At 74.3% G+C, this 24,502-nt stretch carries 16 protein-coding genes; 4 read left to right on the forward strand and 12 right to left on the reverse strand.

The features are described 5' to 3' along the window. Window positions 1-521: 521 nt before the first annotated feature. The 4 genes from tyrS to KVS67_RS06665 all read right to left on the reverse strand — a co-directional run bounded on the left by tyrS (window position 522) and on the right by KVS67_RS06665 (window position 7,179). Entirely contained in the window at window positions 522-1,865 is a 1,344-nt protein-coding gene (gene tyrS, locus KVS67_RS06650) for a tyrosine--tRNA ligase (protein ID WP_036315682.1), read from the reverse strand. A 69-nt stretch (window positions 1,866-1,934) separates the two neighbouring features. Beyond that, window positions 1,935-4,223, reverse strand: coding sequence for a UvrD-helicase domain-containing protein (locus tag KVS67_RS06655; protein WP_063190211.1), 2,289 nt, complete (start codon window positions 4,221-4,223; stop codon window positions 1,935-1,937). A gap of 168 nt (window positions 4,224-4,391) precedes the next feature. Further along, a complete protein-coding gene (gene argH, locus KVS67_RS06660) occupies window positions 4,392-5,852 on the reverse strand; it encodes an argininosuccinate lyase (protein WP_063190210.1) in 1,461 nt (486 codons plus the stop codon). Between the two features lie 85 nt (window positions 5,853-5,937). Further along, window positions 5,938-7,179: an argininosuccinate synthase gene (locus KVS67_RS06665; RefSeq protein ID WP_063190209.1), complete on the reverse strand. Its 1,242-nt coding sequence runs from the start codon at window positions 7,177-7,179 to the stop codon at window positions 5,938-5,940. Between the two features lie 622 nt (window positions 7,180-7,801). Between KVS67_RS06665 and rpf the strand changes: the two genes are divergently transcribed. Continuing rightward, the gene (gene rpf / locus KVS67_RS06670) at window positions 7,802-8,674 is read left to right on the forward strand and encodes a resuscitation-promoting factor Rpf (protein WP_136940998.1); all 873 of its coding nucleotides are present in this window, start codon (window positions 7,802-7,804) and stop codon (window positions 8,672-8,674) included. Between the two features lie 115 nt (window positions 8,675-8,789). On the opposite strand, the gene argR is transcribed toward rpf, so the two are convergent. From argR to argC, 6 genes are read right to left on the reverse strand one after another with little or no spacing between them, the layout of a single operon-like run. Next, window positions 8,790-9,278: an arginine repressor gene (gene argR, locus KVS67_RS06675; RefSeq protein ID WP_002853659.1), complete on the reverse strand. Its 489-nt coding sequence runs from the start codon at window positions 9,276-9,278 to the stop codon at window positions 8,790-8,792. Beyond that, window positions 9,278-10,237 carry an ornithine carbamoyltransferase gene (gene argF, locus KVS67_RS06680; RefSeq protein ID WP_002853660.1) on the reverse strand — a complete coding sequence of 320 codons (960 nt, stop codon included), beginning with the start codon at window positions 10,235-10,237 and terminating at the stop codon, window positions 9,278-9,280. The genes argR and argF overlap by 1 nt, the downstream gene beginning before the upstream one ends. Continuing rightward, the gene (locus KVS67_RS06685) at window positions 10,234-11,520 is read right to left on the reverse strand and encodes an acetylornithine transaminase (RefSeq protein WP_063189482.1); all 1,287 of its coding nucleotides are present in this window, start codon (window positions 11,518-11,520) and stop codon (window positions 10,234-10,236) included. Before KVS67_RS06685 ends, argF begins: the two co-directional genes overlap by 4 nt. Next, a complete protein-coding gene (gene argB / locus KVS67_RS06690) occupies window positions 11,517-12,503 on the reverse strand; it encodes an acetylglutamate kinase (RefSeq protein ID WP_002853666.1) in 987 nt (328 codons plus the stop codon). The genes KVS67_RS06685 and argB overlap by 4 nt, the downstream gene beginning before the upstream one ends. Window positions 12,504-12,514: 11 nt before the next feature. Beyond that, window positions 12,515-13,675, reverse strand: a complete 1,161-nt coding sequence (gene argJ / locus KVS67_RS06695) for a bifunctional glutamate N-acetyltransferase/amino-acid acetyltransferase ArgJ (protein WP_063189484.1) — start codon at window positions 13,673-13,675, stop codon at window positions 12,515-12,517. Further along, window positions 13,672-14,712, reverse strand: a complete 1,041-nt coding sequence (argC, locus tag KVS67_RS06700) for an N-acetyl-gamma-glutamyl-phosphate reductase (RefSeq protein ID WP_063189486.1) — start codon at window positions 14,710-14,712, stop codon at window positions 13,672-13,674. The genes argJ and argC overlap by 4 nt, the downstream gene beginning before the upstream one ends. 102 nt (window positions 14,713-14,814) lie before the next feature. On the opposite strand from argC, the gene KVS67_RS06705 reads away from it, so the two are divergent. The 3 genes from KVS67_RS06705 to KVS67_RS06715 all read left to right on the forward strand — a co-directional run bounded on the left by KVS67_RS06705 (window position 14,815) and on the right by KVS67_RS06715 (window position 21,279). Beyond that, window positions 14,815-15,816 carry a quinone oxidoreductase gene (locus KVS67_RS06705; protein WP_002853672.1) on the forward strand — a complete coding sequence of 334 codons (1,002 nt, stop codon included), beginning with the start codon at window positions 14,815-14,817 and terminating at the stop codon, window positions 15,814-15,816. A 121-nt stretch (window positions 15,817-15,937) separates the two neighbouring features. Further along, the gene (locus KVS67_RS06710) at window positions 15,938-19,942 is read left to right on the forward strand and encodes a Pls/PosA family non-ribosomal peptide synthetase (protein ID WP_166437550.1); all 4,005 of its coding nucleotides are present in this window, start codon (window positions 15,938-15,940) and stop codon (window positions 19,940-19,942) included. Then, the gene (locus tag KVS67_RS06715) at window positions 19,939-21,279 is read left to right on the forward strand and encodes a M1 family metallopeptidase (protein ID WP_166437549.1); all 1,341 of its coding nucleotides are present in this window, start codon (window positions 19,939-19,941) and stop codon (window positions 21,277-21,279) included. Before KVS67_RS06710 ends, KVS67_RS06715 begins: the two co-directional genes overlap by 4 nt. Before the next feature lie 18 nt (window positions 21,280-21,297). Here KVS67_RS06715 and KVS67_RS06720 read toward each other — a convergent pair whose 3' ends face one another. Then, window positions 21,298-21,918, reverse strand: a complete 621-nt coding sequence (locus KVS67_RS06720; RefSeq protein ID WP_036337488.1) for a 4'-phosphopantetheinyl transferase superfamily protein — start codon at window positions 21,916-21,918, stop codon at window positions 21,298-21,300. 2 nt (window positions 21,919-21,920) lie between these two features. Next, window positions 21,921-24,500 carry a phenylalanine--tRNA ligase subunit beta gene (pheT, locus tag KVS67_RS06725; RefSeq protein ID WP_063189490.1) on the reverse strand — a complete coding sequence of 860 codons (2,580 nt, stop codon included), beginning with the start codon at window positions 24,498-24,500 and terminating at the stop codon, window positions 21,921-21,923. Window positions 24,501-24,502: the final 2 nt, after the last annotated feature.

Below are 24,502 nucleotides of genomic sequence, written 5' to 3' on the forward strand. Positions count from 1 at the left end.
GTCCGAAGCATTCACCGTCCGTTCACATGGCCGGGCTAGAAAACCTTACCACGTGATCCGACCATGTCAACTCCGCTTCCGCAGGGCCAGACACTCACCGGACCATCCACGTGGAAGGCCTCGAAAAGCTTACCACATGATCCCCGGCTGTCAAACCAGATCATCTTCTTCAGGAATCCCGACCCGCATCACTGCCGGCCGCGCACCCGGTGAGCACCACCCGCCCTGGACCTGCCATTCTCGGCATGAATCCGCGGATTCTGTGTTCTTCACCCCGCCTCCCGGTCACCCGGTCGGCGTCTTGAGCACGAGATGGAACTCTACACACGAACCCCACCGAACACAAAATCAGGGGTGACACCCGGCGTCCGGGCACGAAGGAGGGCCCCGTTCTCCGCAGAATCCTGCGGGGAACGGGGCCCTGTGCTCCTCCCGTGGGCGGTTGCTTCGCCGTCGCCGCCCGTCGTGTCCTCGGTCACTTTTCGCGACTCACGGTGGACACCGGTGGTCTGCAGCCGCGGTCAGCCCTCCCCCAGGTCCGCACCCGCCATGCTCTTCTTGCCCCGGCGCACCAGCAGGTGTCGGCCGGCGAGGGCGTCGTCTCGGGTGAACACCTGGTCGGCATCCGTCACCCGCACGTTGTTCACCGAGGCGCCGCCGTCGCGCACCGTCCGACGCGCCTCGGAGCGCGAGGCGACCAGCCCGGTGGAGACCAGCAGCTCGACCGCGGTCACGGTGCCCGGCTCCCCCTCCCACTGGGTCCGGTCGGCCTGCGGCAGCTCGGCCAGCACGGCGGTCAGCGTGTCCGGATCCACGGTGGTGAGGTCGCCGCCTCCGAACACGGCATGGGAGGCCTCGATGACCTTCGTCGTCGTCTCCTCTCCATGGGCCAGCGCCGTGACCTCCCACGCCAGGCGCTTCTGGGCCTCCCGGCGGAACGGCTCGTCGGCCACCTTCTGCGCGTACTCCTCGATCTCCGCGCGGGTCAGGAACGTGAAGACCTTGAGCCGGTCGACGACGTCCGCGTCCGCCGTGTTGAGCCAGAACTGGTAGAAGGCGTACGGGGAGCACATCTTCGCGTCGAGCCAGACGGCGTTGCCCTCGGACTTGCCGAACTTGGTGCCGTCCGCGTTCGTGATCAGCGGCGTGCCCAGCGCATGGGCGTGGGTCCCCTCCACCTTGCGGATCAGCTCGGTGCCGGCGGTGAGGTTGCCCCACTGGTCGGAGCCGCCGGTCTGGAGGGTCACGCCGTGCCGGCGGTGCAGCTCGAGGAAGTCGTTGCCCTGCAGCACCTGGTAGGAGAACTCCGTGTAGGAGATGCCCTCATCAGAGTTCAGGCGCTTGGCCACGATCTCCTTCTTCACCATGGTGCCGACGCGGAAGTTCTTGCCGACGTCCCGCAGGAAGTCCAGCGCGCTCATGCCCGCGGTCCAGTCCAGGTTGTTGACCATGGTCGCCGCGTTCTCCCCCTCGAAGGAGAGGTACGGCTCGATCTGCGCGCGCAGCGACTCCACCCACGCCGCCACGGTCTCCTGCGAGTTCAGGACGCGCTCCGAGGTCTGCCGCGGGTCGCCGATGAGGCCGGTGGCGCCGCCCACGAGGGCATACGGGCGGTGGCCGGCGAGCTGCAGGCGGCGCAGTGTGAGCAGCTGGACCAGGTGTCCCAGGTGGAGAGACGGAGCGGTCGGGTCGAAGCCGCAGTAATACGAGACGGGCTCCCCGGCCAGCGCCTGTTCCAGCGCGGCCTCGTCCGTCGAGACGTGCACGAGCCCGCGCCAGCGCAGCTCCTGCCAGACGTTCTCGAAGCTCGGGTCGTTCGCCTGTGCGCGCAGTCGGGCCGCGCGCTCCTCGTTCTGGGGTGCCATAGCCCCCAGCCTAGCGACGCGCCCGCGCGCCTCCGCGACGCCGTGCACGTGCGACGTCGCCCGCGGGGCTCACTCCGGGACGTCCGCCAGCCCGGCCGGCAGCGCGGCCGCGTCCGTCCCGGCGACGACGGACAGCGACTGGGTGGCGCGGGTCATCGCCACGTACAGATCGCCCACCACGCCGCGCGCGTCGGCCACGATCCGCTCGGGCGAGACGAGCACGACGGTGTCGAACTCCAGCCCCTTGGTCTCCCACGGGGTGGCGACGACGATCTCGACGCCGGGCAGCGGCGCGGTGTCCACGGCCGCCTCCCCCCACCGCTCCCGGAGGGCCGTGAGCAGCTCCCCCGTCCGCTCGGCGGGGGCGATCACGGCGGTCAGGGCCTCGGGCACGCGGTCCCGCTCGACCTCGACCGCGTCGAGGGCCAGGGCCGCGACGTCCCCGCCCGGCTCCGTCACCAGGCGCGGGCGGTGGTCGCCCTCGCGCACGGCGCGCGGATGGGAGACCTCGAGCCCGGCCGCCCGTGCGACCTGCGCGGCCCAGCGCATCACGCGCGCGGGCGAGCGGTAGTTCACGGTCAGCTCTTCCAGGCGCCAGCGGTCCCCGAACTCCGGGGCGAGGACGGACGCCCACGAGCCGGCCGCGTCACGACGGGAGGACTGCGCGATGTCCCCCACGATGGTGAACGACTTCATCGGGCAGCGGCGCGCCAGCAGGCGCCACTGCATCGGAGAGAGCTCCTGAGCCTCGTCCACCACCACGTGCCCGTACGTCCAGGTGCGGTCGTGGGCCGCGGTCTCAGCGGTGGTCCGTCGCACCCCGCGTGCCTCATTGGCCGCGGCCAGCTGCTCGGCGTCCACGACGCCGTCGACGCCCAGGTCCGCGAGCGTCTGGTGCATGTTCTCCAGGGACGCCCTGGCGTTCTCGAGGTTGCGCTCGTGCTGGGCCGCGAACTCACCGCCCCGGCCCGGGGTCTCGAGGCGTCCGAGCAGCTCGGCCGCCTCGTCCAGCAGGGGCACGTCGGCCTCGGTCCAGGGGGCGTCGGCCGGCCGCAGGAGCGTGCCGACCTCGGCGTCGGAGAGCCACGGGGCCGCCGCCCGGAGCAGGTCCTCCCGGGTGAGGAGGTCGCCGATGAGCTTCTCCGGCGTCAGCGGCATCCAGCAGAGGTTGAGCGCGATGCGCACGTCGCGCGAGGTGCGCACGTCCTCCAGCAGGAGGTCACGCTGCACCGGGGCGCCCGAGGACTTCTCCAGCTTCTTGCGCAGCTTCTCCGCGAGCTCGCGGACGAGGATCTTCACGAACGTCACCCGGGCCTCGTTGTGGGGCTTGCGGGTGGCCCGTGCCTTGTCCCGGGCGCGCCGGACCATGGCCGGCTTGAGCTTGACGGCCGTGCCGTCGATCATCAGGCGCCGCGGCTCGACGAGCAGGCGCTGGCGCTGCGCGACCGCGTGGGCGACGGCGTCCACCATGTCCAGCCGGCCCTTCACCGCCGCCGCGTCGAGGTCCCGCTCCGGGACGGCCCGCACGCCCGGCATCAGCGTCCCCAGCGAGGACATCACGACACCCGTCTCGCCCAGCGAGGGCAGCACCCGCTCGATGTACCGCATGAACGCGGTCGAGGGGCCGACGATCAGCACGCCCGAGCGGGCGAGGCGCTCCCGGTGGGTGTACAGCAGGTAGGCGGCGCGGTGCAGGGCGACGGCGGTCTTCCCCGTGCCGGGCCCGCCCTGCACCACGACCGCCCCGGGCAGGGGCGCGCGGATCACCTCGTCCTGCTCCGCCTGGATCGTGGCGACGATGTCCCCCATCCGTCCCGTGCGTCGGGCGGTGACGGCGGCCAGCAGCGCACCCTGGGCATCGGCGCGCACGCCGTCCTCGCCCAGCAGCGTCGGGTCCAGGATGTCGTCCTCGAGGTCGCGCACCTCGCGCCCCCGCAGCATCAGGTGACGACGACGGCGCACGCGGCCCCGGTGGGCCGCCGTCGCCTGGTAGAAGGCGCCGGCCTCGGCCGCGCGCCAGTCGACGAGGAGGCGCTCGTGGTCCTCGGTGGTGAGGCCGATGCGCCCGATGTACCGCTGCTCGTCGGCCCCACCCTCCCGCTCGGCGTCGAGGTCGAGCCGGCCGAAGACGAGGCGGTCGTCCACGGCGTAGAGCTGGGCGAGTCGGTCCTCGTAGAGGCTGGCGAAGGCGTCGCGCTCGGAGTGGTTCTGCAGCGACCCCTGCGGGCCGGTCCGGCGCACGGCCGCGAGCTGGCGCTCCTTCTCCTCACGCAGGGCGTCGAGGCGGGCGTACCGCTCGGCGACCCGACCCCGCTCGAGGTCGAGCTCGGACTGGCGGACGGACACGGTATCGGTCATCGGGGGCCCTCGCGGTGCGGTGAGAGGCGGACCACGCTGCGGCCCGCCCGGCGGAAAAGTGACCACCCATGCTACGCCGACCGCGGTGAACGGCGGGTGACGCGGCGGTGCCCTGCCGGGCACCGCCGCGTCCGGCCCGGCCGACGCCGACTCGACCGGGCGACCGCGTCAGCGGGCGTCGACGACGGAGCCCGGCGTGTCGGCCCAGCGGCGCAGCGGTTCCAGGGCGTCCTCGAGCGCCCCGATCTGCGCCGCGACGGCCGTCGGCGCGGTCCCGCCCTGGGCGTCGCGAGAGGCGAGCGAGCCCTCCGTGCTGAGCACCTCGCGGACCTGCGGGGTCAGCGCCGGCGAGATGGCCGCGTACTCATCGTCCGTGAGGTCCCACAGCTCCACGCCCCGGGCCTCGGCCGCCTTCACGGCCTCGCCGGACAGCTCGTGGGCCTCGCGGAACGGGACCCCCTGGCGGACGAGCCACTCGGCGACGTCGGTGGCCAGCGCGAAGCCCTGCGGGGCCAGCTCCGCCATGCGCTCCGTCTGGAACTCGAGGGTGGCGATCATCCCGGAGACGGCGGGCAGCAGCAGCTCGAGGGTGTCCGCGGCGTCGAAGACGGGCTCCTTGTCCTCCTGCAGGTCGCGGTTGTAGGCCAGCGGCATGCCCTTGAGCGTGGCCAGCAGCCCCGTGAGGTCGCCGATGAGGCGGCCGGACTTGCCGCGGGCCAGCTCGGCGACGTCCGGGTTCTTCTTCTGCGGCATGATCGAGGACCCTGTGGAGTACGCGTCGTGCAGCGTCACGAAGCCCGCCTCCTTGGTGGCCCAGAAGATGACCTCCTCCGAGATGCGGGACAGGTCGACGCCGACCATCGCGGCGACCCACGCGAACTCCGCGTACACGTCGCGGGCGGCGGTGCCGTCGATCGAGTTCCACACGGCCGACTCGAAGCCGAGCTCGGTGGCCACGGCGTTCGGGTCCAGACCCAGGGAGGAGCCTGCCAGGGCCCCGGAGCCGTACGGCGAGACGGCCGCGCGCGCGTCCCAGTCCACGAGCCGCTGCAGGTCCCGCGCGAACGCCCAGGCGTGCGCGAGCAGGTGGTGCGAGAGCAGGACGGGCTGCGCGTGCTGCAGGTGGGTGCGGCCCGGCATCGGCGCGTGCGGGTGCGCCCGCGCCTGATCGAGCAGCGCGTCCACCGTGGCGATCACGCCCCGCGCGATGATGCGGGCGTGGTCGCGCAGGAACATCCGGCCGAGGGTGGCGACCTGGTCGTTGCGGGATCGGCCGGCCCGCAGGCGGCCGCCGAGCTCGGGACCGGCCCGCTCGATGAGGCCGCGCTCGAGCGAGCCGTGCACGTCCTCATCGGACGCCGCCGGGGTGTAGGCACCGGAACGCACGTCCGCCTCGAGACGGTCGAGGGCCGCGATCATCCCGTCCAGGTCGTCCGCACTGAGCAGACCGGCGGTGTGCAGCACCCGGGCGTGGGCACGGGAACCCGCGATGTCATAGGGCGCCAGGCGCCAGTCGAAGTGCGTTGACTTGCTGAGCGCGGCGAGCGCCTCGGAAGGGCCGCCGGCGAAGCGGCCGCCCCACAGGGCGCCCTCGTTGGTCCCGTGGCGGGCATCGGTGTTCTCGGTCATCGAAGGTCTCCTCGAGGTCGGTGACAGGCCGACGGCGGCCGGCCCGGTCGCGGGCGGGCCGCCGTCGTGCACGGGGCGTGCGGGGTCAGTCGTTGGACAGGCGGGCGACGTCCTGGAGGTCGTCGCTGCCGCGCAGGCGCTGCTCGCGCTCGGAGGCCGTCTTCGCGGACAGGCCGAAGATGTCGATGAACCCGCGGGCCGAGGACTGGTCGAACGAGTCGCCCTCGTCGTACGTGGCGAGGTTGAAGTCGTACAGGCCGGTCTCGGACCGGCGACCCTGCACCGTGGCGCGGCCGCCGTGGAGCTCCAGGCGGATCTCACCGTTGACGTGCTCCTGGGTCGCGTCGATGAACGTGTCCAGGTTCCGCTTCAGCGGGGAGTACCACTGGCCGTCGTAGACCAGCTCGGTCCACCGCTGGTCCACATGCTTCTTGAAGCGCGCCTGTTCACGCTCCAGGGTGACGTTCTCGAGCTCACGGTGGGCCGCGATCAGCGCCATGGCCCCCGGTGCCTCGTAGATCTCGCGGGACTTGATGCCCACGAGGCGGTCCTCGACGATGTCGATCCGGCCCACGCCCTGGGCACCGGCCCGGCGGTTGAGCTCCTCGATGATCTCCAGCGGGCTCAGCGCGCGGCCGTCGAGGGCCGTGGGGACGCCGCGCTCGAAGGCGATCGTGACCACGTCCGGCGCCGGCGGGAAGGCGGGGTCGTCCGTGTAGTCGTAGACGTCCTTCGTGGGGCCGTTCCAGATGTCCTCGAGGAAGCCGGTCTCGACGGCGCGGCCCCACACGTTCTGGTCGATCGAGAACGGGTTCTTCTTGGTGGTGACGATCGGCAGGTCGTTGCGCTGGGCGTACTCGATGGCCTTCTCACGGGTCAGGGCGAGGTCGCGCACCGGGGCGATGCACTTCAGGTCGGGCCCGAGGGTCTGAATGGAGACCTCGAAGCGGACCTGGTCGTTGCCCTTGCCGGTGCAGCCGTGCGCCACCGTCGAGGCGCCGAACTGGCGGGCCGCCGCGACCAGGTGGCGGGAGATCACCGGGCGCGAGATCGCGGAGACCAGCGGGTAGGCGTCCATGTAGAGGGCGTTGGCCTTGAGCGTGGGCATGCAGTACTGCTCGGCGAACTCGTCACGCGCGTCGGCGACGTAGGCCTCGACGGCGCCGCAGTCCAGGGCGCGCTGGCGGATCGTCTCGAGGGACTCGCCCCCCTGGCCCACGTCGACCGCGACGGCGACGACCTCGGCGCCCGTGGCCTCGGCGATCCAGCCGATGGCCACCGAGGTGTCCAGGCCGCCCGAGTAGGCAAGGATGATGCGTTCCTTCACGTTTTCTCCTCTTTATATAGGGGGGTCTCCGAGCGCGGCGCGTGGCCGTCGGAGGCGTGCTCGGTGGCGATCCTACCCGGGTCTTGAATAAATATGCAACTGACGGAATATCAGCTCTCAATGGCCCCTGCGCAGCGCCTCTGCGCCGACAGCGACGGCCACGGGCAACCATCGCCCCGCCCTCGAATCCCGGGTCGAACGCGACTCAGGTCACGGCCTCGGCCGTCGATCGTGACCTTTGCCCATGCTCCTGTGACGGAGGTTGTCCACACCGGTGGATCAGACACCATGACAGCAACTCCGGCCAGTAGCGTGCATTTCATCCACGCGCCCACGACTCTAGGGATCGATTCGTCACCCGATCTCAAATTTGAGGCAGACGGGCAAGAATTCGTCGACCCATGATTTGACGCGAGGGGGGCTCCCGTCGTTGACTCTTCCGTAGCCGATTCGTGATCGAACCGTGATCTGACCGAGAGGTCGGGCACGGGGAGGCCACGACATCGAACCCCCTCCGACGGTCGCCCGCTGCTGGGTCGTCTCGAACCGACGGAGGGCATGACCCGACCAAGGAGAAGGACGACCCCGGTGCGCCTCGGCCGCCGATCAGCGAGGACTCGCCATGGACACCATGACTCTCTTCACCACTTCCGCCACCCGCTCCCGCCGTGCCACTGCCTCGATCGTCGCGGGCATGACCCTCGCCGGCGCCGCCGCCGTGGGCTTCTCCGCCCCGGCCCAGGCTGCCACCGTGGACACCTGGGATCGCCTCGCCGAGTGCGAGTCCAACGGCACCTGGGACATCAACACCGGCAACGGCTTCTACGGCGGCGTGCAGTTCACCCTGTCCTCCTGGCAGGCCGTCGGCGGCGAGGGCTACCCGCACCAGGCCTCGAAGGCCGAGCAGATCAAGCGTGCCGAGATCCTCCAGGACCTGCAGGGCTGGGGCGCCTGGCCGCTGTGCTCGCAGAAGCTGGGCCTGACCCAGGCTGACGCGGAGGCCGGTGACGTGGACGCCACCGAGGCCGCCCCGGTCGCCGTGGAGCGCACCGCCACCGTGCAGCGTCAGTCCGCCGCAGACGAGGCTGCTGCCGAGCAGGCCGCGGCTGAGCAGGCTGCTGCCGAGCAGGCCGCGGCTGAGCAGGCTGCTGCCGAGCAGGCCGCGGCTGAGCAGGCCGCCGCCGAGCGCTGGGCCGCCAAGCAGGCTGCTGCCGAGCAGGCCGCCGCCGACAAGGCTGCCGCCCAGCGTGCCGCCGCCGCGGAGAAGGCTGCCGCTCAGAAGGCCGCTGCCGCTGAGCAGGCCGCTGCCGCTGAGCAGGCCGTCGTCGCCGAGGCCGAGACCATCGTCGTCAAGTCCGGTGACTCCCTCTGGAAGCTCGCCAACGAGTACGAGGTCGAGGGTGGCTGGACCGCCCTCTACGAGGCCAACAAGGGCATCGTCTCCGACGCCGCCGTGATCTACGTCGGCCAGGAGCTCGTCCTGCCGCAGGCCTGAGACGCCTGACCGGTCCCCCGGACCGGTACGACAGGAGGAAGGCCCCCGCCATCGGCGGGGGCCTTCCTCGTGTCTGGTGCCCGTCACCCGCGCGGGCGGGGCCGGATGGGTCCGGCTAGCCCGCCAGACCCAGCAGGTGGGCCGCGACGGCCGGGGCGGACGTGCTCCCCGGGGTGATGACGAGGATGGTGTCGTCGCCGGCGATCGTGCCCATCACGTGCTCCACGCGCGCCTGGTCGATCACGCTGGCCAGGAACTGCGCCGCGCCCGGGGGCGTGCGCAGGACCACGAGATTGGCGGTGGGCTCGGCGGAGACGAGCAGCTCGCGGGCCATGCTCGCCAGCCGGTTCAGCTGCGCGTCCGAGCCGCGGCCCGGCGCGGCGCCGTCGTCGCCCTCCGCCGGCAGGGCGTAGACCATGCCGGCCGGCCCGCGCGTCCGCACCGCGCCGAGGTCCACGAGGTCCCGCGAGAGCGTCCCCTGGGTGACGGACAGCCCGCGATCGCCCAGGGCGTCCGAGAGTTCGGCCTGGGAGCGGATGCCCCGGGTGGCCAGGATCTCCCGGATCGCGGCCTGACGGGCGATCTTCGTCGTGGGGGCGGCCATCAGCGCGGCTCCTCGGCCAGACCGGAGCGGTACAGCAGCCAGGCGATGAGCGCCTTCTGCGCGTGCAGGCGGTTCTCGGCCTCGTCGAACACCACGGACCGCGGCCCGTCGATCACCTCGGCCGTGACCTCGTAGCCCCGGTACGCGGGCAGGCAGTGCAGGAAGATCGCTTCGTCGGCCGCCCGCGCCATCGCGGCGGTGTCCACCTGGTAGTCGCGGAACAGCGCCAGGCGTGCCTCCTTCTCCTCCTCCTGGCCCATGGACACCCACGTGTCGGTCACGACGACGTCCGCGTCCGCCAGGGCCTCGGCCGCGTCCGTCGTGACGAGGATGGAACCGCCCGTCTCCGCTGCCCGCTGTCGGGCGGCGGCCACGACGTCCTCGGCAGGCAGATGCCCCTCGGGTCCGGCGACCCGCACGTGCATGCCGGCCGTCGCGCAGCCGAGCAGGTACGAGTGGGCCATGTTGTTCGCCGCGTCCCCCAGATACGCCAGAGTGCGGCCCGCCGTGCCGCCGAGGTGCTCGCGCACCGTCAGCAGGTCGGCGAGGATCTGACAGGGGTGGTAGTCGTCGCTGAGCGCATTGACCACGGGCACCGAGGAATGGGCGGCCATCTCCTCGAGGCCGGCCTGGGCGAACGTGCGCCAGACGATGACGCCGACCATCCGCTCCAGCACGCGGGCCGTGTCGGCCACGGACTCCTTGTGGCCCAGCTGCGACTCCCCCGGGTTCACGATCAACGGCGTCCCGCCGAGCTCGGCGATGCCCGCGGCGAACGAGACGCGGGTGCGCGTGGAGGTCTTGTCGAAGAACACGATGCCGGTCCGGGGCCCGGCCAGCGGGCGGTGCCGGAACCGGTCGGCCTTCATCTGGGCGGCGAGGTCGAGCACCTCGGCCTGCTCGGCCGGGGTGAGGTCCGTGTCCACCAGGAAGTGGCGGACGGCGGCAGTGGGGGTCATGGGCGGTCTCCTTCGGCGGGGGTCAGGGCGGCGGCCACGAGCCCGGGCAGGGCCGCGGCGAAGCGCTCGAGCTCGGCCACGGGCACGGTCAGCGGCGGGGCCAGGCGCAGGGTGGAGGGGCCGGTGGCATTGAGGATCCAGCCCGCCTCGAGGCCGGCGGCGACGACGGCGGGGGCCAGCCCGCCGGCCGGGGCCGGTCCCGCGGGGTCGGCCAGATCGACGCCGATCCACAGGCCGTGGCCGCGCACCGCGGCCACCTCGGGCAGGTCCTCCAGCAGGGCGGCCACGGCCTCACCCGCGGCGCGGACGTGGCCGAGCAGGCCCTCGTCCTCGACGGTCTGGAGCACGGCCAGGCCCGCGGCGGTGGCCAGGGGGTTGCCGCCGAACGTGGTGCCGTGCTGGCCGGCGGTGAGCAGTCCCGAGACGGCGGGGCCGACGCACACGAGCGCCCCGATCGGCACGCCGCCTCCCAGTCCCTTCGCCAGGGTGAAGGCGTCGGGCACCACCGGCTCGGCCGCACCGGTGACCGCCGGATTCTGGAAGCCGAACCACGTGCCGGTACGGCCCACGCCGGACTGCACCTCGTCGAGGATCATCAGGGCGCCGGCCTCGCGGGTCGCGGCCCGCACCTCGGCCAGGTAGCCGGCCGGCCAGCCGTGCACGCCGGCCTCGCCCTGGACCGGCTCGAGGATGACGGCGGCGACGGTGGCGCCGTCGTCGTCCGGGGCCAGGGCCGCCCGCAGGGCTTCGGCGTCCCCGCCCGGCACGTGCTCCACGCCGCCGGGCAGCGGCTCGAAGGGCGCCCGGTAGGCCTCCTTGTGCGTGAGCGCGAGGGCGCCCATCGTGCGGCCGTGGAAGGCCCGCTCGAGAGCGATCACCCGCGTCCGGCGGCCGGACGGGTCCTCCGCACCGTGGCGGCGGGCGAGCTTGAACGCGGCCTCGTTGGCCTCCGTGCCGGAGTTCGCGAAGAACACGGTGGAGCCCGCGGGCGCGCCGGCCAGCTCCAGCAGGCGCTCGGCCAGGCGGATCTGCGGCTCGGAGGTGAAGAGGTTGGACACGTGGCCGAGTGTGGCGATCTGCTCGGACACGGCCCGCACCAGCGCCGGGTGGCCGTGGCCGAGCGCGTTGACGGCGATGCCGGCCAGCAGGTCCGTGTAGCGCCGGCCGTCGGCGTCCCACACGTGGACCCCCTCGCCGCGCACGAGGACGCGGGTGGGGCGGCCGAAGACTCCGGTCAGGGCGGCGTGGTAGCGCTCCAGCAGCGCGGACTGGTCGGTGCTCATGCGTCCTCCTCGGGGGTGGTCGGGGCGGTGGGCTCGGCGTCGGGCACCACCTGGGTGCCGACGCCCGCGGAGGTGAAGACCTCCAGCAGCATCGAGTGGGGGCGGCGGCCGTCCACGACGTGGGCGCGCTGCACGCCGGCGTCCACGGCCGCCAGGCACGCGGCCATCTTCGGGATCATCCCGGAGGCCAGGGAGGGCAGCAGCGCACGCAGCTGGGCGGCGGTGAGCGAGCTGATGAGGGAGTCCCGGTCCGGCCAGTCGGCGTAGAGGCCCTCGACGTCGGTGAGCAGCACGAGCTTCGCGGCGCCGAGGGCGGCGGCCAGGGCCGCGGCGGCGGTGTCCGCATTGACGTTGAGGACCTGCCCGGTGGGCTCGCCGTCGTCGTCGATCTCGGGGGCGACCGACGAGACCACGGGGATCCGCCCGGCCTCGATCACGTCGAGGATCGCGGTCGGGTCGACGCCGGTGACCTCGCCCACGAGGCCGAGGTCCACCTCCTGCCCGTCGACGACGGCGCCCGTGCGGCGGGCGCGCAGCAGCCCCGCGTCCTCGCCGGAGAAGCCGACGGCGTACGGGCCGTGGGAGTTCACGAGGCCGACCAGCTCGCGGCCCACCTGTCCCGTGAGCACCATGCGGACCACGTCCATGGCCTCCTCGGTGGTCACGCGCAGGCCGCCGCGGAACTCGGACGCGATGCCGAGGCGGTCGAGCATCGCGTTGATCTGCGGGCCGCCGCCGTGCACCACCACGGGGTGGACCCCCACGTGGTGCAGGAACACGATGTCCTCGGCGAACGCCCGGCGCAGCTCCTCCGACACCATGGCGTTGCCGCCGTACTTGACGACCATGACGGTTCCGGCGAACCGCCGGATCCAGGGCAGGGCCTCGACGAGGACCTCCGCCTTGGACTCGGCGCGGTCGAGCCGGTCCGCGGTGGACAGGACGGGTGCGGCCGCCGTGGCCGGGTCGGTGTGCGGGCTCATGCTGAGGGTCCTCACGTGGAATAGGCGGAGTTCTCGTGGACGTAGTCGTGCGTCAGGTCGTTGGTCCAGACCGTGGCCTCGGCGTCGCCGGCGTGCAGGTCGACCTCGACGCGCACCTCGCGGGCCGAGAGGTCCACGCGGGAGCGGTCCTCCCCCACGCCGGAGGCGCGGCACACCTGGACGCCGTTGAAGCGCACGTCGAGGGCGTGCGGGTCGAAGGCGGCGACCGACTCCGGGACCGTGCCGACGGCGGCGATCACGCGTCCCCAGTTCGGGTCCTGGCCGAAGATCGCGGTCTTGAACAGGTTGGAGCGGCCGACGGCGCGCGCGACGGCCTCGGCCGCCTCCTCGGTCTCGGCGTGGACCACGCGCACGGCGATGTCGTGCCGGGCGCCCTCGGCGTCGGCGACGAGCTGGCGGGACAGGTCCGCGCAGACCTCGTGGAGGGCCGCGGCGAACGCCGCGGGCTCGGGCGCGGTCCCGGACGCACCCGAGGCCAGCAGGATCACGGTGTCATTGGTGGACATGCACCCGTCCGAGTCGACCCGGTTGAAGGTGGCGCGCACGGCCTCGCGCAGTGCCGCGTCGAGGGCGGGGGCGGGGACGTCGGCGTCCGTGGTGATGACGCTGAGCATGGTGGCCATGCCGGGTGCCAGCATGCCCGCGCCCTTGGCCATGCCGCCCACGGTGAAGCCCTCGCCGCGGGCCACGGCGGTCTTGGCCACGGTGTCCGTGGTCTTGATCGCGACGGCGGCGTCCTCACCGCCGTCCGGGCTCAGGGCGGCGACCGCCTCGGACACGCCCGCGGTGAGCGTGTCCATCGGCAGGCGCTCGCCGATGAGGCCGGTCGAGCAGACGAGCACGTCGTCGGCGGCGGTCCCGAGGGCGGCGGCCGCGTGCTCGGCGGTGCGACGGGCGTCCTCGAGGCCCTCGGCGCCGGTGGCCGCGTTGGCCCCGCCGGAGTTCAGGACGACCGCGGTCGCGCGGCCGTCCCGCACGGCGCGGCGGGTCCAGACCACGGGGGCGGCCGCCACCCGGTTCTCGGTGAGGACGGCGGCCGCCGCGTCACGCGGGCCCTGGTTGACGACGACGGCGACGTCGGGCGTGCCCGAGGCCTTCAGCCCCGCGGTGACACCGGCCGCCCGGAACCCCTGTGCTGCGGTGACGCTCACGGCGCGACCCCCTGCTGCTCGAGCCCCGCGTGCTCCGGCAGGCCCAGGGCGATGTTCATGGACTGCACGGCGCCGCCGGCCGTGCCCTTGGTGAGGTTGTCGAGCACCGCGCAGACGATCACGCGGCCGGCCCGCTCATCCACGGCGAGCTGCAGCTGCACGTGGTTGGAGCCGAGGACCGCCTTCGTGGTGGGCCACTGCCCCTCGGGCAGCAGGTGCACGAAGCGTTCGCCGCCGTAGGCCGCGGCCCATGCGGCGCGCACGTCCGCGGCGGCGACGCCGGGGCGCAGCCGCGCCGTGGCCGTCGCGAGGATGCCGCGCGACATCGGCGCGAGCGTGGGCGTGAAGGAGACGCGGACCGGCTCGCCGGCCGCCTGGGCCAGGCCCTGCTCGATCTCCGGGGTGTGCCGGTGCCCGCCACCGACGCCGTACGGGCTCATCCCGCCCAGGACCTCGGCGCCGAGCAGGTGCGGCTTGAGCGCCTTGCCCGCCCCGGAGGTGCCCGAGGCGGCGACGATCACCACGTCCTGCGGCTCGAGCAGCCCCGCGGCGAAGCCGGGCGCGAGGGCGAGGATCGAGGTGGTCGGGTAGCACCCGGGGACGGCGATGCGGCGGGTGCCGGCGAGTCGCTCGCGCTGACCGGGCAGCTCGGGCAGGCCGTAGGGCCAGGTCCCGGCGTGCGCGGTGCCGTAGAAGGCCTCCCAGTCTGCGGCGGACTCGAGGCGGTGGTCGGCGCCCGCGTCGATCACCAGGGTGTCCGGGGATCGCTCGGCGATCTCGGCCGCGAGCGCCCCGGAGGCCCCGTGGGGCAGCGCGAGGATCACGACGTCGTGGCCGGCGAGGACCTCCGCGGTGGTCTCGGCGAGGACGCGGTCCGCCAGGGCGTGCAGGTGCGGCTGGAGAGCGCCGAGGCGCTCCCCCGCGTTCGAGTGGGCCGTGATGGCTCCGACGGTGACGGACGGGTGGCCGGCGAGCAGGCGCAGGGCCTCCCCCCCGGCGTAGCCGCTGGCTCCGGAGACGGCGACGGTGTGGGTCATGGCTTCATGCTAGCGCAGATATGCGCTGCACCGAATATCTATGCGGCGCTTCGGGCCCCCCGGGCCGGGCCGGATGGTCCGGCCCGCTCCTAGAGTGGGGCCATGACCACTGCGAACACCCCCGCCGTCCCCCGCACCCACCACGCCGTCGTCGTGTCCGCCACGGGCGGCCCCGAGGTCCTGCAGTGGACCGAGACGGAGGTGCCCTCCCCCGCGCCGGGGCACGTGCTGGTGCGCACCGCCGCGGCGGGCCTGAACTTCATCGAGACGTACCAGCGCTCCGGGGTCTACACGATGGACCTGCCCTTCACCCCCGGCACCGAGGGCTCCGGCGAGGTCGTCGCGCTCGGCGAGGGCGTGGACGCCGCGCTCCTGGGGGCCCGTGTCGCCACCGCGACGGCCACCGGTGCGTACGCCGAGCACTTCACCGCCCCCGCGGATCGTCTCCTCACCGTCCCGGAGGGCATCGACCTGGCCGAGGCCGCCGCCCTTCCGCTGCAGGGCATGACGGCCCACTACCTCTGCCGGTCCACCTTCCCGGTGGAGGAGGGCCACACGGTGGTCGTGACGGCCGGTGCCGGCGGAGTGGGGCTCCTGCTCACCCAGCTCGCGACGGCCCGCGGCGCCCGCGTGGTCACCACGGCGTCCACGGAGGAGAAGCGGGAGCTGTCCCGGGGCGCGGGCGCCGTCGCCGCGGTGGACTATCCGGACCTCGCCGCCACGGTGGCGGAGCTGACCGACGGCGAGGGCGCGCACGCCGTGTACGACGGCGTGGGGAAGGACACCTTCGACACCTCGCTCGAGGTGCTGCGCGTGCGCGGCACGCTCGTGCTCTTCGGCGGGGCCTCCGGGCAGGTGCCCCCCTTCGACCTGCAGCGGCTCAACGCGGCCGGCGCGCTGTACGTCACCCGGCCCTCGCTGGTGCACTACACGCGCACGGGCGAGGAGACCCGCTGGCGTGGTGGAGAGGTGTTCGGGGCGTGGGCCTCCGGCGAGCTCGACGTCCGGATCGGCGAGCGCTTCCCCCTGGCGGACGCGGCCGCCGCGCACGCCGCCCTCGAGTCCCGGTCGACGACGGGCAAGGTGGTGCTCACCCTGTCCTGAGCCGGACCCGCCCGGTGCCGTCCAGGCGCCCCACGCGACCACGGGTGAGGCATAGAATGTCCCGCTGCGGCCTGGTCCGCGTCCGACCCTCGGTTCGCCGCTCAGATCCTCCGGAGGCCCCGTGTCCCTTTCGTCCGCCGCGCCCACCCCGCCCCCCGTCCCCCTCGACCCCACGGCCGCGCCGCATCGGGCGCAGCTGCCCGGCTCCGAGCGCACCCCGCCCGCCCGGACGCTCGTCGAGATCTTCGACGCCACGGCGCGCGAGCACCCGGACGCGACCGCCCTGGACGACGGCGTCGAGCCGCTGACGTACGCGGAGCTGCGGGAGCGCGTCGACGAGACCGCCCGCCACCTGTGGACCGCCGGCGTGCGGGCGGGAGACCGGGTCGGCGTCCGGATCGCCTCGGGCACGGCCGCGCTGTACGTCTCGATCCTCGGCGTGCTCGCCGCCGGCGCGGCCTACGTCCCCGTGGACGCGGACGATCCCGAGGAGCGCGCCCGCCTCGTGTTCGGCGAGGCGAAGGTGGCCGGCGTCCTCACCGACGAGCGGGTCTATGCCCCGCACCCCGAGCACACCGTGGACCCGGCCGCCGAGGCCCGCGCCCCCGGGCTCGAGGACGACGCGTGGATCATCTTCACCTCGGGCTCGACGGGCACCCCCAAGGGCGTGGCGGTGAGCCACCGCTCGGCCGCGGCCTTCGTGGACGCCGAGGCCCGGATCTTCCTGGCGGACGATCCGCTCGCCCCGGGCGACCGCGTGCTGGCGGGGCTGTCCGTCGCGTTCGACGCCTCGTGCGAGGAGATGTGGCTCGCCTGGCGTCACGGCGCGTGCCTGGTCCCGGCCCCCCGCTCGCTCGTGCGCTCCGGCATGGACCTCGGCCCGTGGCTCGCCGAGCGGCGCATCACCGCCGTGTCCACCGTGCCGACCCTCGCCGCGATGTGGCCCACCGAGGCCATGGACAACGTCCGGCTGCTGATCTTCGGCGGCGAGGCCTGCCCGCCCGAGCTCGCCGCGCGCCTGGCGGAGGACGGCCGCGAGGTCTGGAACACCTACGGCCCCACGGAGGCCACCGTCGTCGCGTGCGCGGCCCCGCTCACCGGTCTCGGCCCGGTCCGCATCGGCCTGCCCCTGGACGGCTGGGACCTGGCCGTCGTCGACCCGCAGACCACGCTGCCCGTGGCCGAGGGCGAGACGGGTGAGCTGATCATCGGCGGCGTCGGCCTGGCCCACTACCTCGACCCGGCCAAGGACGCCGAGAAGTACGCCCCCATGCCCTCCCTCGGCTGGGAGCGCGCCTACCGCTCCGGCGACCTCGTGGTCTTCGAGCCGGAGGGCCTGCTGTTCGTCGGCCGCGCCGACGACCAGGTCAAGCTCGGCGGCCGCCGCATCGAGCTCGGCGAGGTGGACGCGGCCCTCCAGGCCCTGCCCGGCGTCCACGGCGGCGCCGCGGCCGTGCAGACCACCCCGGCGGGCCACCAGATCCTCGTCGGCTACCTCGTGCCCGCGGACCCCGAGGCCGAGCTCGACCTGCACATGGCCCGCGAGCACCTCGCGGCGGAGCTGCCGGCCGCCCTCGTGCCCCGACTGGCCGTCGTGGACTCCCTGCCCACGAAGACCTCCGGCAAGGTGGACCGCCATGCGCTGCCGTGGCCCCTGCCCGGCGCCGAGGTGGACGAGGACGCACCCCAGCCGGACGAGGACACCGCCGACGGCTGGGTGCTGCGCCAGTGGGCGGACGTGCTCGGCGCGCCCCCCCAGGACGCCGACACGGACTTCTTCGAGGCCGGCGGCGGCTCGCTCGCCGCGGCCCAGCTCGTGGCCCGCCTGCGCCTGCGCCACCCGGCCGTGACCGTCCAGGACGTCTACCGCAACCCCACCGCCGGGGCCCTCGTGGCCGCCGTCGTGGGCGAGGACGGCCCCCGCGGCATCGAGGTGCACGACCGGCACGTCGACCGCACCCGTCACCGCACCCAGTGGGTCCAGACCCTCGTGGGGCTGCCGGTCTTCGTCCTGCCCGCCCTGCGCCTGGGCGTGTGGACCGGCCTGGCCCTGAACCTGCTGACGCTCTCCGGGCTGGCGCCCGGGCTGCCCACCGTGCCGTGGTGGGTGCTGATCGTGGCCGGCCTGCTGGTGGTCACCGTGCCCGGCCGCATGCTGCTCACCGCCGCGATCGCCCGGCTGCTGCTGCGCGGCGTGAGCCCCGGGTCCTACCCGCGCGGCGGCCGCGTCCACCTGCGCCTGTGGCTCGCCCAGCAGATCAGCGACCTCGTGGACCCCTACTCGCTGGCCGGCGCCACGTGGGTGCCCGCCTACGCGCGACTGCTGGGCAACCGGATCGGCAAGGACGTGGACATGCACACCGTGCCACCGGTCACCGGCATGCTCACGGTCGAGGAGGGCGCCGCGATCGAGCCCGAGGTGGACCTGTCCGGCTACTGGGTCGACGGCGACGTCGTCCGGCTCGGCGAGGTGCGCATCGGCGCGGACGCCGTCGTGGGCGCCCGCTCCACGCTCCTGCCGGGCGCCCAGGTCGGCTCCGGGGCGCACGTCGAGGCCGGGTCCACCGTCGCCGGGCGGGTGCGCGGCGGCCAGCGCCACGCCGGCTCCCCCGCCGTCAAGGTGGGCAAGGTGAAGTCCCGCGGCCCCGCCGAGGCGCCGCGGGAGACCCGGGGCTGGCGCCTGATGGCGACCGTCCTCTCGACCCTCATCTCCCTCCTTCCGCTCGTCTCCGCCGCCGCGGCGGCCGCGGTGGCCGCGTGGTCGCTGACCTGGTGGCCGCCGGCCCCGGAGGCGGGGCCGCTGGCCGCCGTCGGGACCACCGCGGCGCGGCTGCTGGCCGCGAGCCCCCTGGTGGCCGGCGTGTGGTTCCTGACCCAGATGCTGCTCGTGCTCGTCACCGTGCGCCTGCTCGCGCTCGGCATCACGGAGGGGCACCACCCCGTGCGCTCCCGGGTCGGCTGGCAGGTGTGGGCCACCGAGCGCGTCCTCGACGCCGCCCGCGACCAGCTCTTCCCGATCTACGCCTCCCGCTTCACGCCGACGTGGCTGCGCCTGCTGGGCGCTGAGGTGGGCCGCGGCGTCGAGGCCTCCACCGTGGTGCTCGTGCCGTGCATGACCCGCGTGGGCGACGGCGCGTTCCTCGCCGACGACACGATGGTCTCCTCCTACTCCCTCGACGGCGGGTGGATGCACGTGGCCCCCGCGAAGGTCGGCAAGCGCTCGTTCGTGGGCAACTCCGGCATGGTGCCCGGCGGCCGCACCCTGCGCCGCGACTCGCTCGTGGCGGTGCTGTCCACCACCCCGGCCAAGACCAAGGCGGGCACGTCCTGGATGGGCTCCCCGCCCGTGCGCCTGCGCCGCAACGAGGTCACCGCGGACGCCTCCCTCACCTACGACCCGCCGACCCGACTCAAGGCCGCCCGCACCGCCTGGGAGCTGCTGCGCGCGATCCCGGTGTGGCTGCACGTGGCCCTGTCCATCGCCGTCGGCGCGACGCTGGCCGCCCTCATCGCGGTCGGCACGTGGGCGCTGGCCTTCATCCTGGGCGGCGTCGTCCTGCTCGCGGCCGGCGCGGTCGCGGCGGGCCTGACCGTGCTCGCCAAGCGGGTCTTCGTCGGCCGGATCCGCGCGGGCGAGCACCCGCTGTGGTCCTCGTTCATCTGGCGCAACGAGGTCGCGGACACCTTCACCGAGTTCCTCGCCGCCCCGTGGTTCAGCCGGGCCGCGGCCGGCACCCCCGCCCTGGTCTGGTTCCTGCGCGCGATGGGCGCCCGCATCGGCCACGGCGCCTGGGTCGAGTCCTACTGGCTGCCCGAGGCCGACCTCGTGGAGCTCGGCGACGGCGCCACCGTGAACCGCGGCTGCGTCGTCCAGACCCACCTGTTCCACGACCGCGTGATGTCCCTGGACGCCGTCGTGCTGGAGGACGGCGCCACCCTCGGCCCCCACTCCGTGGTGCTGCCCGCCGCTCGCCTGGGCCGCGGCACCACCGTCGGCGCCGGGTCCCTCGTGATGCGCGGCGAGGAGCTGCCCGCCGGCACGTGGTGGCTCGGCAACCCGGTCTCCCCGTGGCGTCGTCCCGACGGCGACCCCGCCGCAGCCACCCCCTCCCGAGAGGAAGCATGAGCACCGATCCCTACGTCCCGGGCGTCGGCACCGACGCCGCCACCGTCGAGCACATCGCGCTGGACCTCGACGTGCGCCTGGCCGCGAACCGGGTCTCCGGCACCGCCGTCCTGCGCGTGCGCCTGACGAAGCAGAGCCGCCGCATCGAGCTGGACCTGTACCGGCTGCGCGTGTCCCGGGTGGACGCCGTCGTCGACGGCCGCGCCGTCGCCTCCTCGTTCACCCAGCCGGGCCGCGCCCCGAGCCGCCTCGTCGTCGACCTGGACGAGAGCCGGCCGGAGGGCACGCTCGTGGAGCTGACCGTGGTCTACGCGGGCACGCCCACGCTGCGGCGCAGCCCGTGGGGCACGATCGGCTGGGAGGAGCTCACGGACGGCGTGCTCGTGGCCGGGCAGCCCCACGGCGCCTCCACGTGGCTGCCGTGCGTGGACTCCCCCACCTCCCGCTCGACGGCGGAGATCACCCTCACCTGCGACGCGGGCTACCTGCCCGTCGCCAACGGCGTGGGCGCGCCCGTGCGCACGCGCGGCTCGCGGGTCACGTGGCGGTGGCGGCTCGACCAGCCCGTGCCCGCCTACCTGCTCAGCGTGCAGATCGGCCGCTACCGGCTCGTGGACGCCGCCCCTCCCGCCGAGGGCCTGCCGCCGCTGCGCCTCGTGGTCTCCCCGCGGACCGAGCAGCGGGCCCTCCGGGCCCTTGCCCCCCAGCCGGCCATGATGGCCACGTTCATCGACGCCTACGGGCCATACCCATTCGAGGACTACACCGCGGTCGTGGCCGACGAGGAGCTCGAGATCCCGCTCGAGGCCGCGAGCATGTCGCTGTTCGGCACCAACCACCTGGACGGCTCGTGGGAGTCCGAGCGGCTGATCGCCCACGAGATGTCCCACCAGTGGTTCGGCAACGCCGTGACCCTGGGCCGCTGGTCCGACCTGTGGCTGCACGAGGGCTTCGCCTGCTGGTCCGAGTGGCTGTGGGCCGAGGCCTCGGGGCGGTCCAGCATCACCTCGATGGCGCGGCGGGCCTGGCAGAAGCTGGCCGCGCACCCGGTGGAGCAGGCGCTGGCCGAGCCCGGGCCGGAGGAGATATTCGAGGACTGGGTGTACAAGCGCGGCGCGCTCACCGTGGAGGCGCTGCGGCACCTGCTGGGCACGGACCTCTTCGGCTCCATGCTGCGCGCCTGGGTGCGGGAGCACCGGTTCGGCACCGTCGACTCCCTGGGGCTGCGCACGCACGTGCACGCGTGGGCCCCGCACGCCGGGGTGAGCCGAGCGCAGGTGGACGAGCTCTTCGACGCGTGGACGCTGCGGCCCGAGCTGCCGCCGTTCCCGGGCTGAGGCGCCCGCGCGGTCGACTCAGCGGCCCCGCAGCGCCAGCGCCCCGAGGAGACCGCCCGGCAGCCGGTCGGTGAGGTCCACCAGCACGACGTCGGCCGGCACGGTCAGTGCGTCGACGGCGGCGGGGTCGCCCGTGAAGCCGGTGCCGGCGGCCTTCACGAGCGCCTCCTTCCGCGTCCACAGCCGGGCCCGCGCGGCGGGCCTCTCGGGGGCGGGAAGCTCCCGCACCCGGGCGCGCTCCGCCGTCGAGAAGCCCACCCCGCCCAGGCCGTCCTCGTCCGCGAAGGCCGCGGCGTCCGCCCGCTCGACGTCCACCCCGAGGCCGAGCCCGTCGGCGGGCCGTGCCGGCGCCCACCACGCCCCGATCCGAGCCCGGTCCTCAGTGCCGGGCATCCGGACGCGCGTGAACGAGACGAGGGCGACCCGGCCGGGGGGCAGGCCGGTCAGCGCGGGGACGCCGTGCGCGGCCGAGCCGCAGCGCGGGCAGGCGTGCCGGAGCCCGAGCGGCCCCACCGGCACGCCCCAGGCCGCCGTCAGGGCGGTGCGCACCTGACCGAGCAGCGCGGAGACGGCGTCGGCCGCCCCCGCCGAGGCGGGGACGGCCGAGGTCAGGCCCCACGGGCCGGTCGCGACGGACACGGTCAGCGCTGGACCGCCCCGTGCCGCTGCGCCGCGAGCGCGGTGGCCGCGGCGCGGGCCTCGGAGACCTCCTCCGCGGTGAGCGTGCGGTCAGGGGCGCGGAAGCGCAGGGAGAACGCGAGGGACTTCCGCCCCTCCGGCACGCCCGCGCCCCGGTAGACGTCGAACAGCTCGACGGCCTCGAGCAGCTCCCCGGCACCCTCGGCGAGGGTCGCGCGCACGTCCCCGGCCACGACGGCCTCGTCCACCACGAGCGCCACGTCCTGCGTGCTCACGGGGAACGTGGACAGCGGTGCGGCGACCACGATCTCGGGGGCCGCGGCGCACAGCGCGTCCAGGTCCAGCTCCCACACGCTCGTGCGGGCGGGCAGGTCCTCGGCCTCGAGCCACTGCGGGTGCAGCTCGCCGGCGACGCCCACCACCCGGTCCCCGTGCTCGGTCACGACGACGAGCTCGGCCACCCGGCCCGGGTGGAACGCGTGGTGCCGGCCCTGCCGGACGGTCAGCTCGACGCCGAGGACGTCGGCCACGTCGAGGGCCCCGGCGATCGCGTCCTGCCAGTCCACCGGGCGGGGGTCGTGGTCCGGCCCGGGCGCCGAGTCGTGCCCGGCGTACAGACCGGCCACGTGCCACGGCTGAGCGGGGATGCCGGCCTCGAGGTCGGCGAGGACCTCGGCGGAGGGGTGGACCGCGCGCGGGGGGATCGTCGCCGAGCCCAGCTGCGCGCCGGGCAGGAAGACCAGCCCCATCTCGTACAGCGCCAGATCGCGGAAGCCGCGTCCGAGGTTGCGGCGCGCGGTCTCGACGAGGCCCGGCAGCAGCGACAGGCGCAGGTACCGGTACTGGGAGGCGATCGGATTGGCCAGGGCCACCATCGCCAGGGCCTGGCCCTGCGCGTCCGAGTCCGCCCCGAAACGCCGGTTCTGCTCCTCGGAGACGAACGGGTAGGCGAGCACCTCGGTGAGTCCCGCGGCCGCGAGCGCGGCCGACACGCGGCGACGCTGGGCCTGGCGGCGGGTGAAGCCGCGGCCCGGCGGGGCCACGGGCACCACGGAGGGGATCGCGTCGTAGCCGCGCAGGCGCGCGACCTCCTCGGCGAGGTCCTCGGGGATGCGCAGGTCCGTGCGCCACGACGGCGCGGTCACGGTCAGCCGCGGGGCGACGTCGGCGGCGGCCTCGGCGACGGTCACCTCGGCCCCCAGGGCCCCCAGCGTCACCACGACCTCGTCGGTCGTGTACGCCACGCCCACCAGGGCGGAGGGGAAGTCGGCGGCCATCTCGACGACGGCCGGCTGCGGCCGCGTCCCGACGTCGGTGACCCCGGGCTCGGCGGTGCCGCCGGCGAGCTCGACGAGCATCTGGACGGCCCGCTCGGCCGCCTCGTCGGCGATCTCCCAGTCGACGCCGCGCTCGTTGCGCTTCGACGCCTCCGAGGGCAGGCGGTGCCGGCGCCGCGTACGCGCGATCGACACGGGGTCGAAGTTCGCGGACTCGACCACGATCGTGGTGGTGGCGTCCGTGACCTCGGTGGCGGCCCCGCCCATGACGCCCGCCAGGCCGATGGGGCCGGAGTCGTCCGTGATGAGCAGGTCCTCCGCGTCGAGCTCGCGCTCCTTGCCGTCGAGGGTGGTCAGAGTCTCTCCGGCCCGCGCGCGGCGCACCACGATCTCGCCGGAGAGCGTGTCCGCGTCGTAGAAGTGCAGGGGCTGGCCCAGCTCCCACATGACGTAGTTGGAGATGTCCACCGGCAGGGAGATGGTGCGGATGCCGGCCAGGCGCAGGCGCGCGGCCAGCCACGGCGGGGTCGGGCGGGTCGCGTCCACGCCGGAGACCGTGCGGGCCACGAAGCGGGTGGCCCCGGGCTCGCCGTGGATCGGCGCGTCGTCGTCGATGCGGACGGCCGGGCCGGCGTCGTCGGCCGCGGGCGGGTGGACGGCGGCGGCCGGGTCCGTGAAGGGCACGCCGGTGGCGTGCGCGTACTCGCGCGCGACGCCGCGCATCGAGAACGCGTAGCCGCGGTCGGGCGTCACGTTGATCTCGGCGGCCTCGCCGTGCAGGTCCAGGACGTCCCGGGCGTCGGTGCCCGGCTCGGGGTCGAGCCCGAGGTCGCCGAGCACGATGATCCCGTCCGTGCCGTCGTCGCCCATGCCCAGCTCCGTGCTGGAGGCGATCATCCCGGCCGAGACGTGCCCGTAGGTCTTGCGGGGGCTGATGCGGAAGTCGCCGGGCAGCACCGCGCCGGGCAGGGTCACGACGACCTTGTCCCCGACCTCGAAGTTGTGGGCGCCGCACACGATGCCCTGCACGCCGGAGGGCTCGATGCCCTCGCCGGTGAGCGGCTGGGCGGCGCCCTCGGGAACCACCCGCACGGAGCACCAGTTGATGGTCTTGCCGTTCTTCTGCGGCTCGGGCTCCTTGGAGAGCACCTGCCCGACGACGATCGGGCCCTGCAGCTCGGCGGCCGGACGGTGGACGTCCTCCTCCTCGAGGCCGACGCGGACGAGGTCGGCCATCACGTCCTCGGCACGGTGCTCCGCGGGCACGGGGACGAACTCCCGCAGCCAGTCCAGGGGGATGCGCATGG

The organism is Micrococcus sp. GbtcB5, from assembly GCF_019091605.1.
Taxonomy (GTDB): Bacteria; Actinomycetota; Actinomycetes; order Actinomycetales; family Micrococcaceae; genus Micrococcus; species Micrococcus luteus.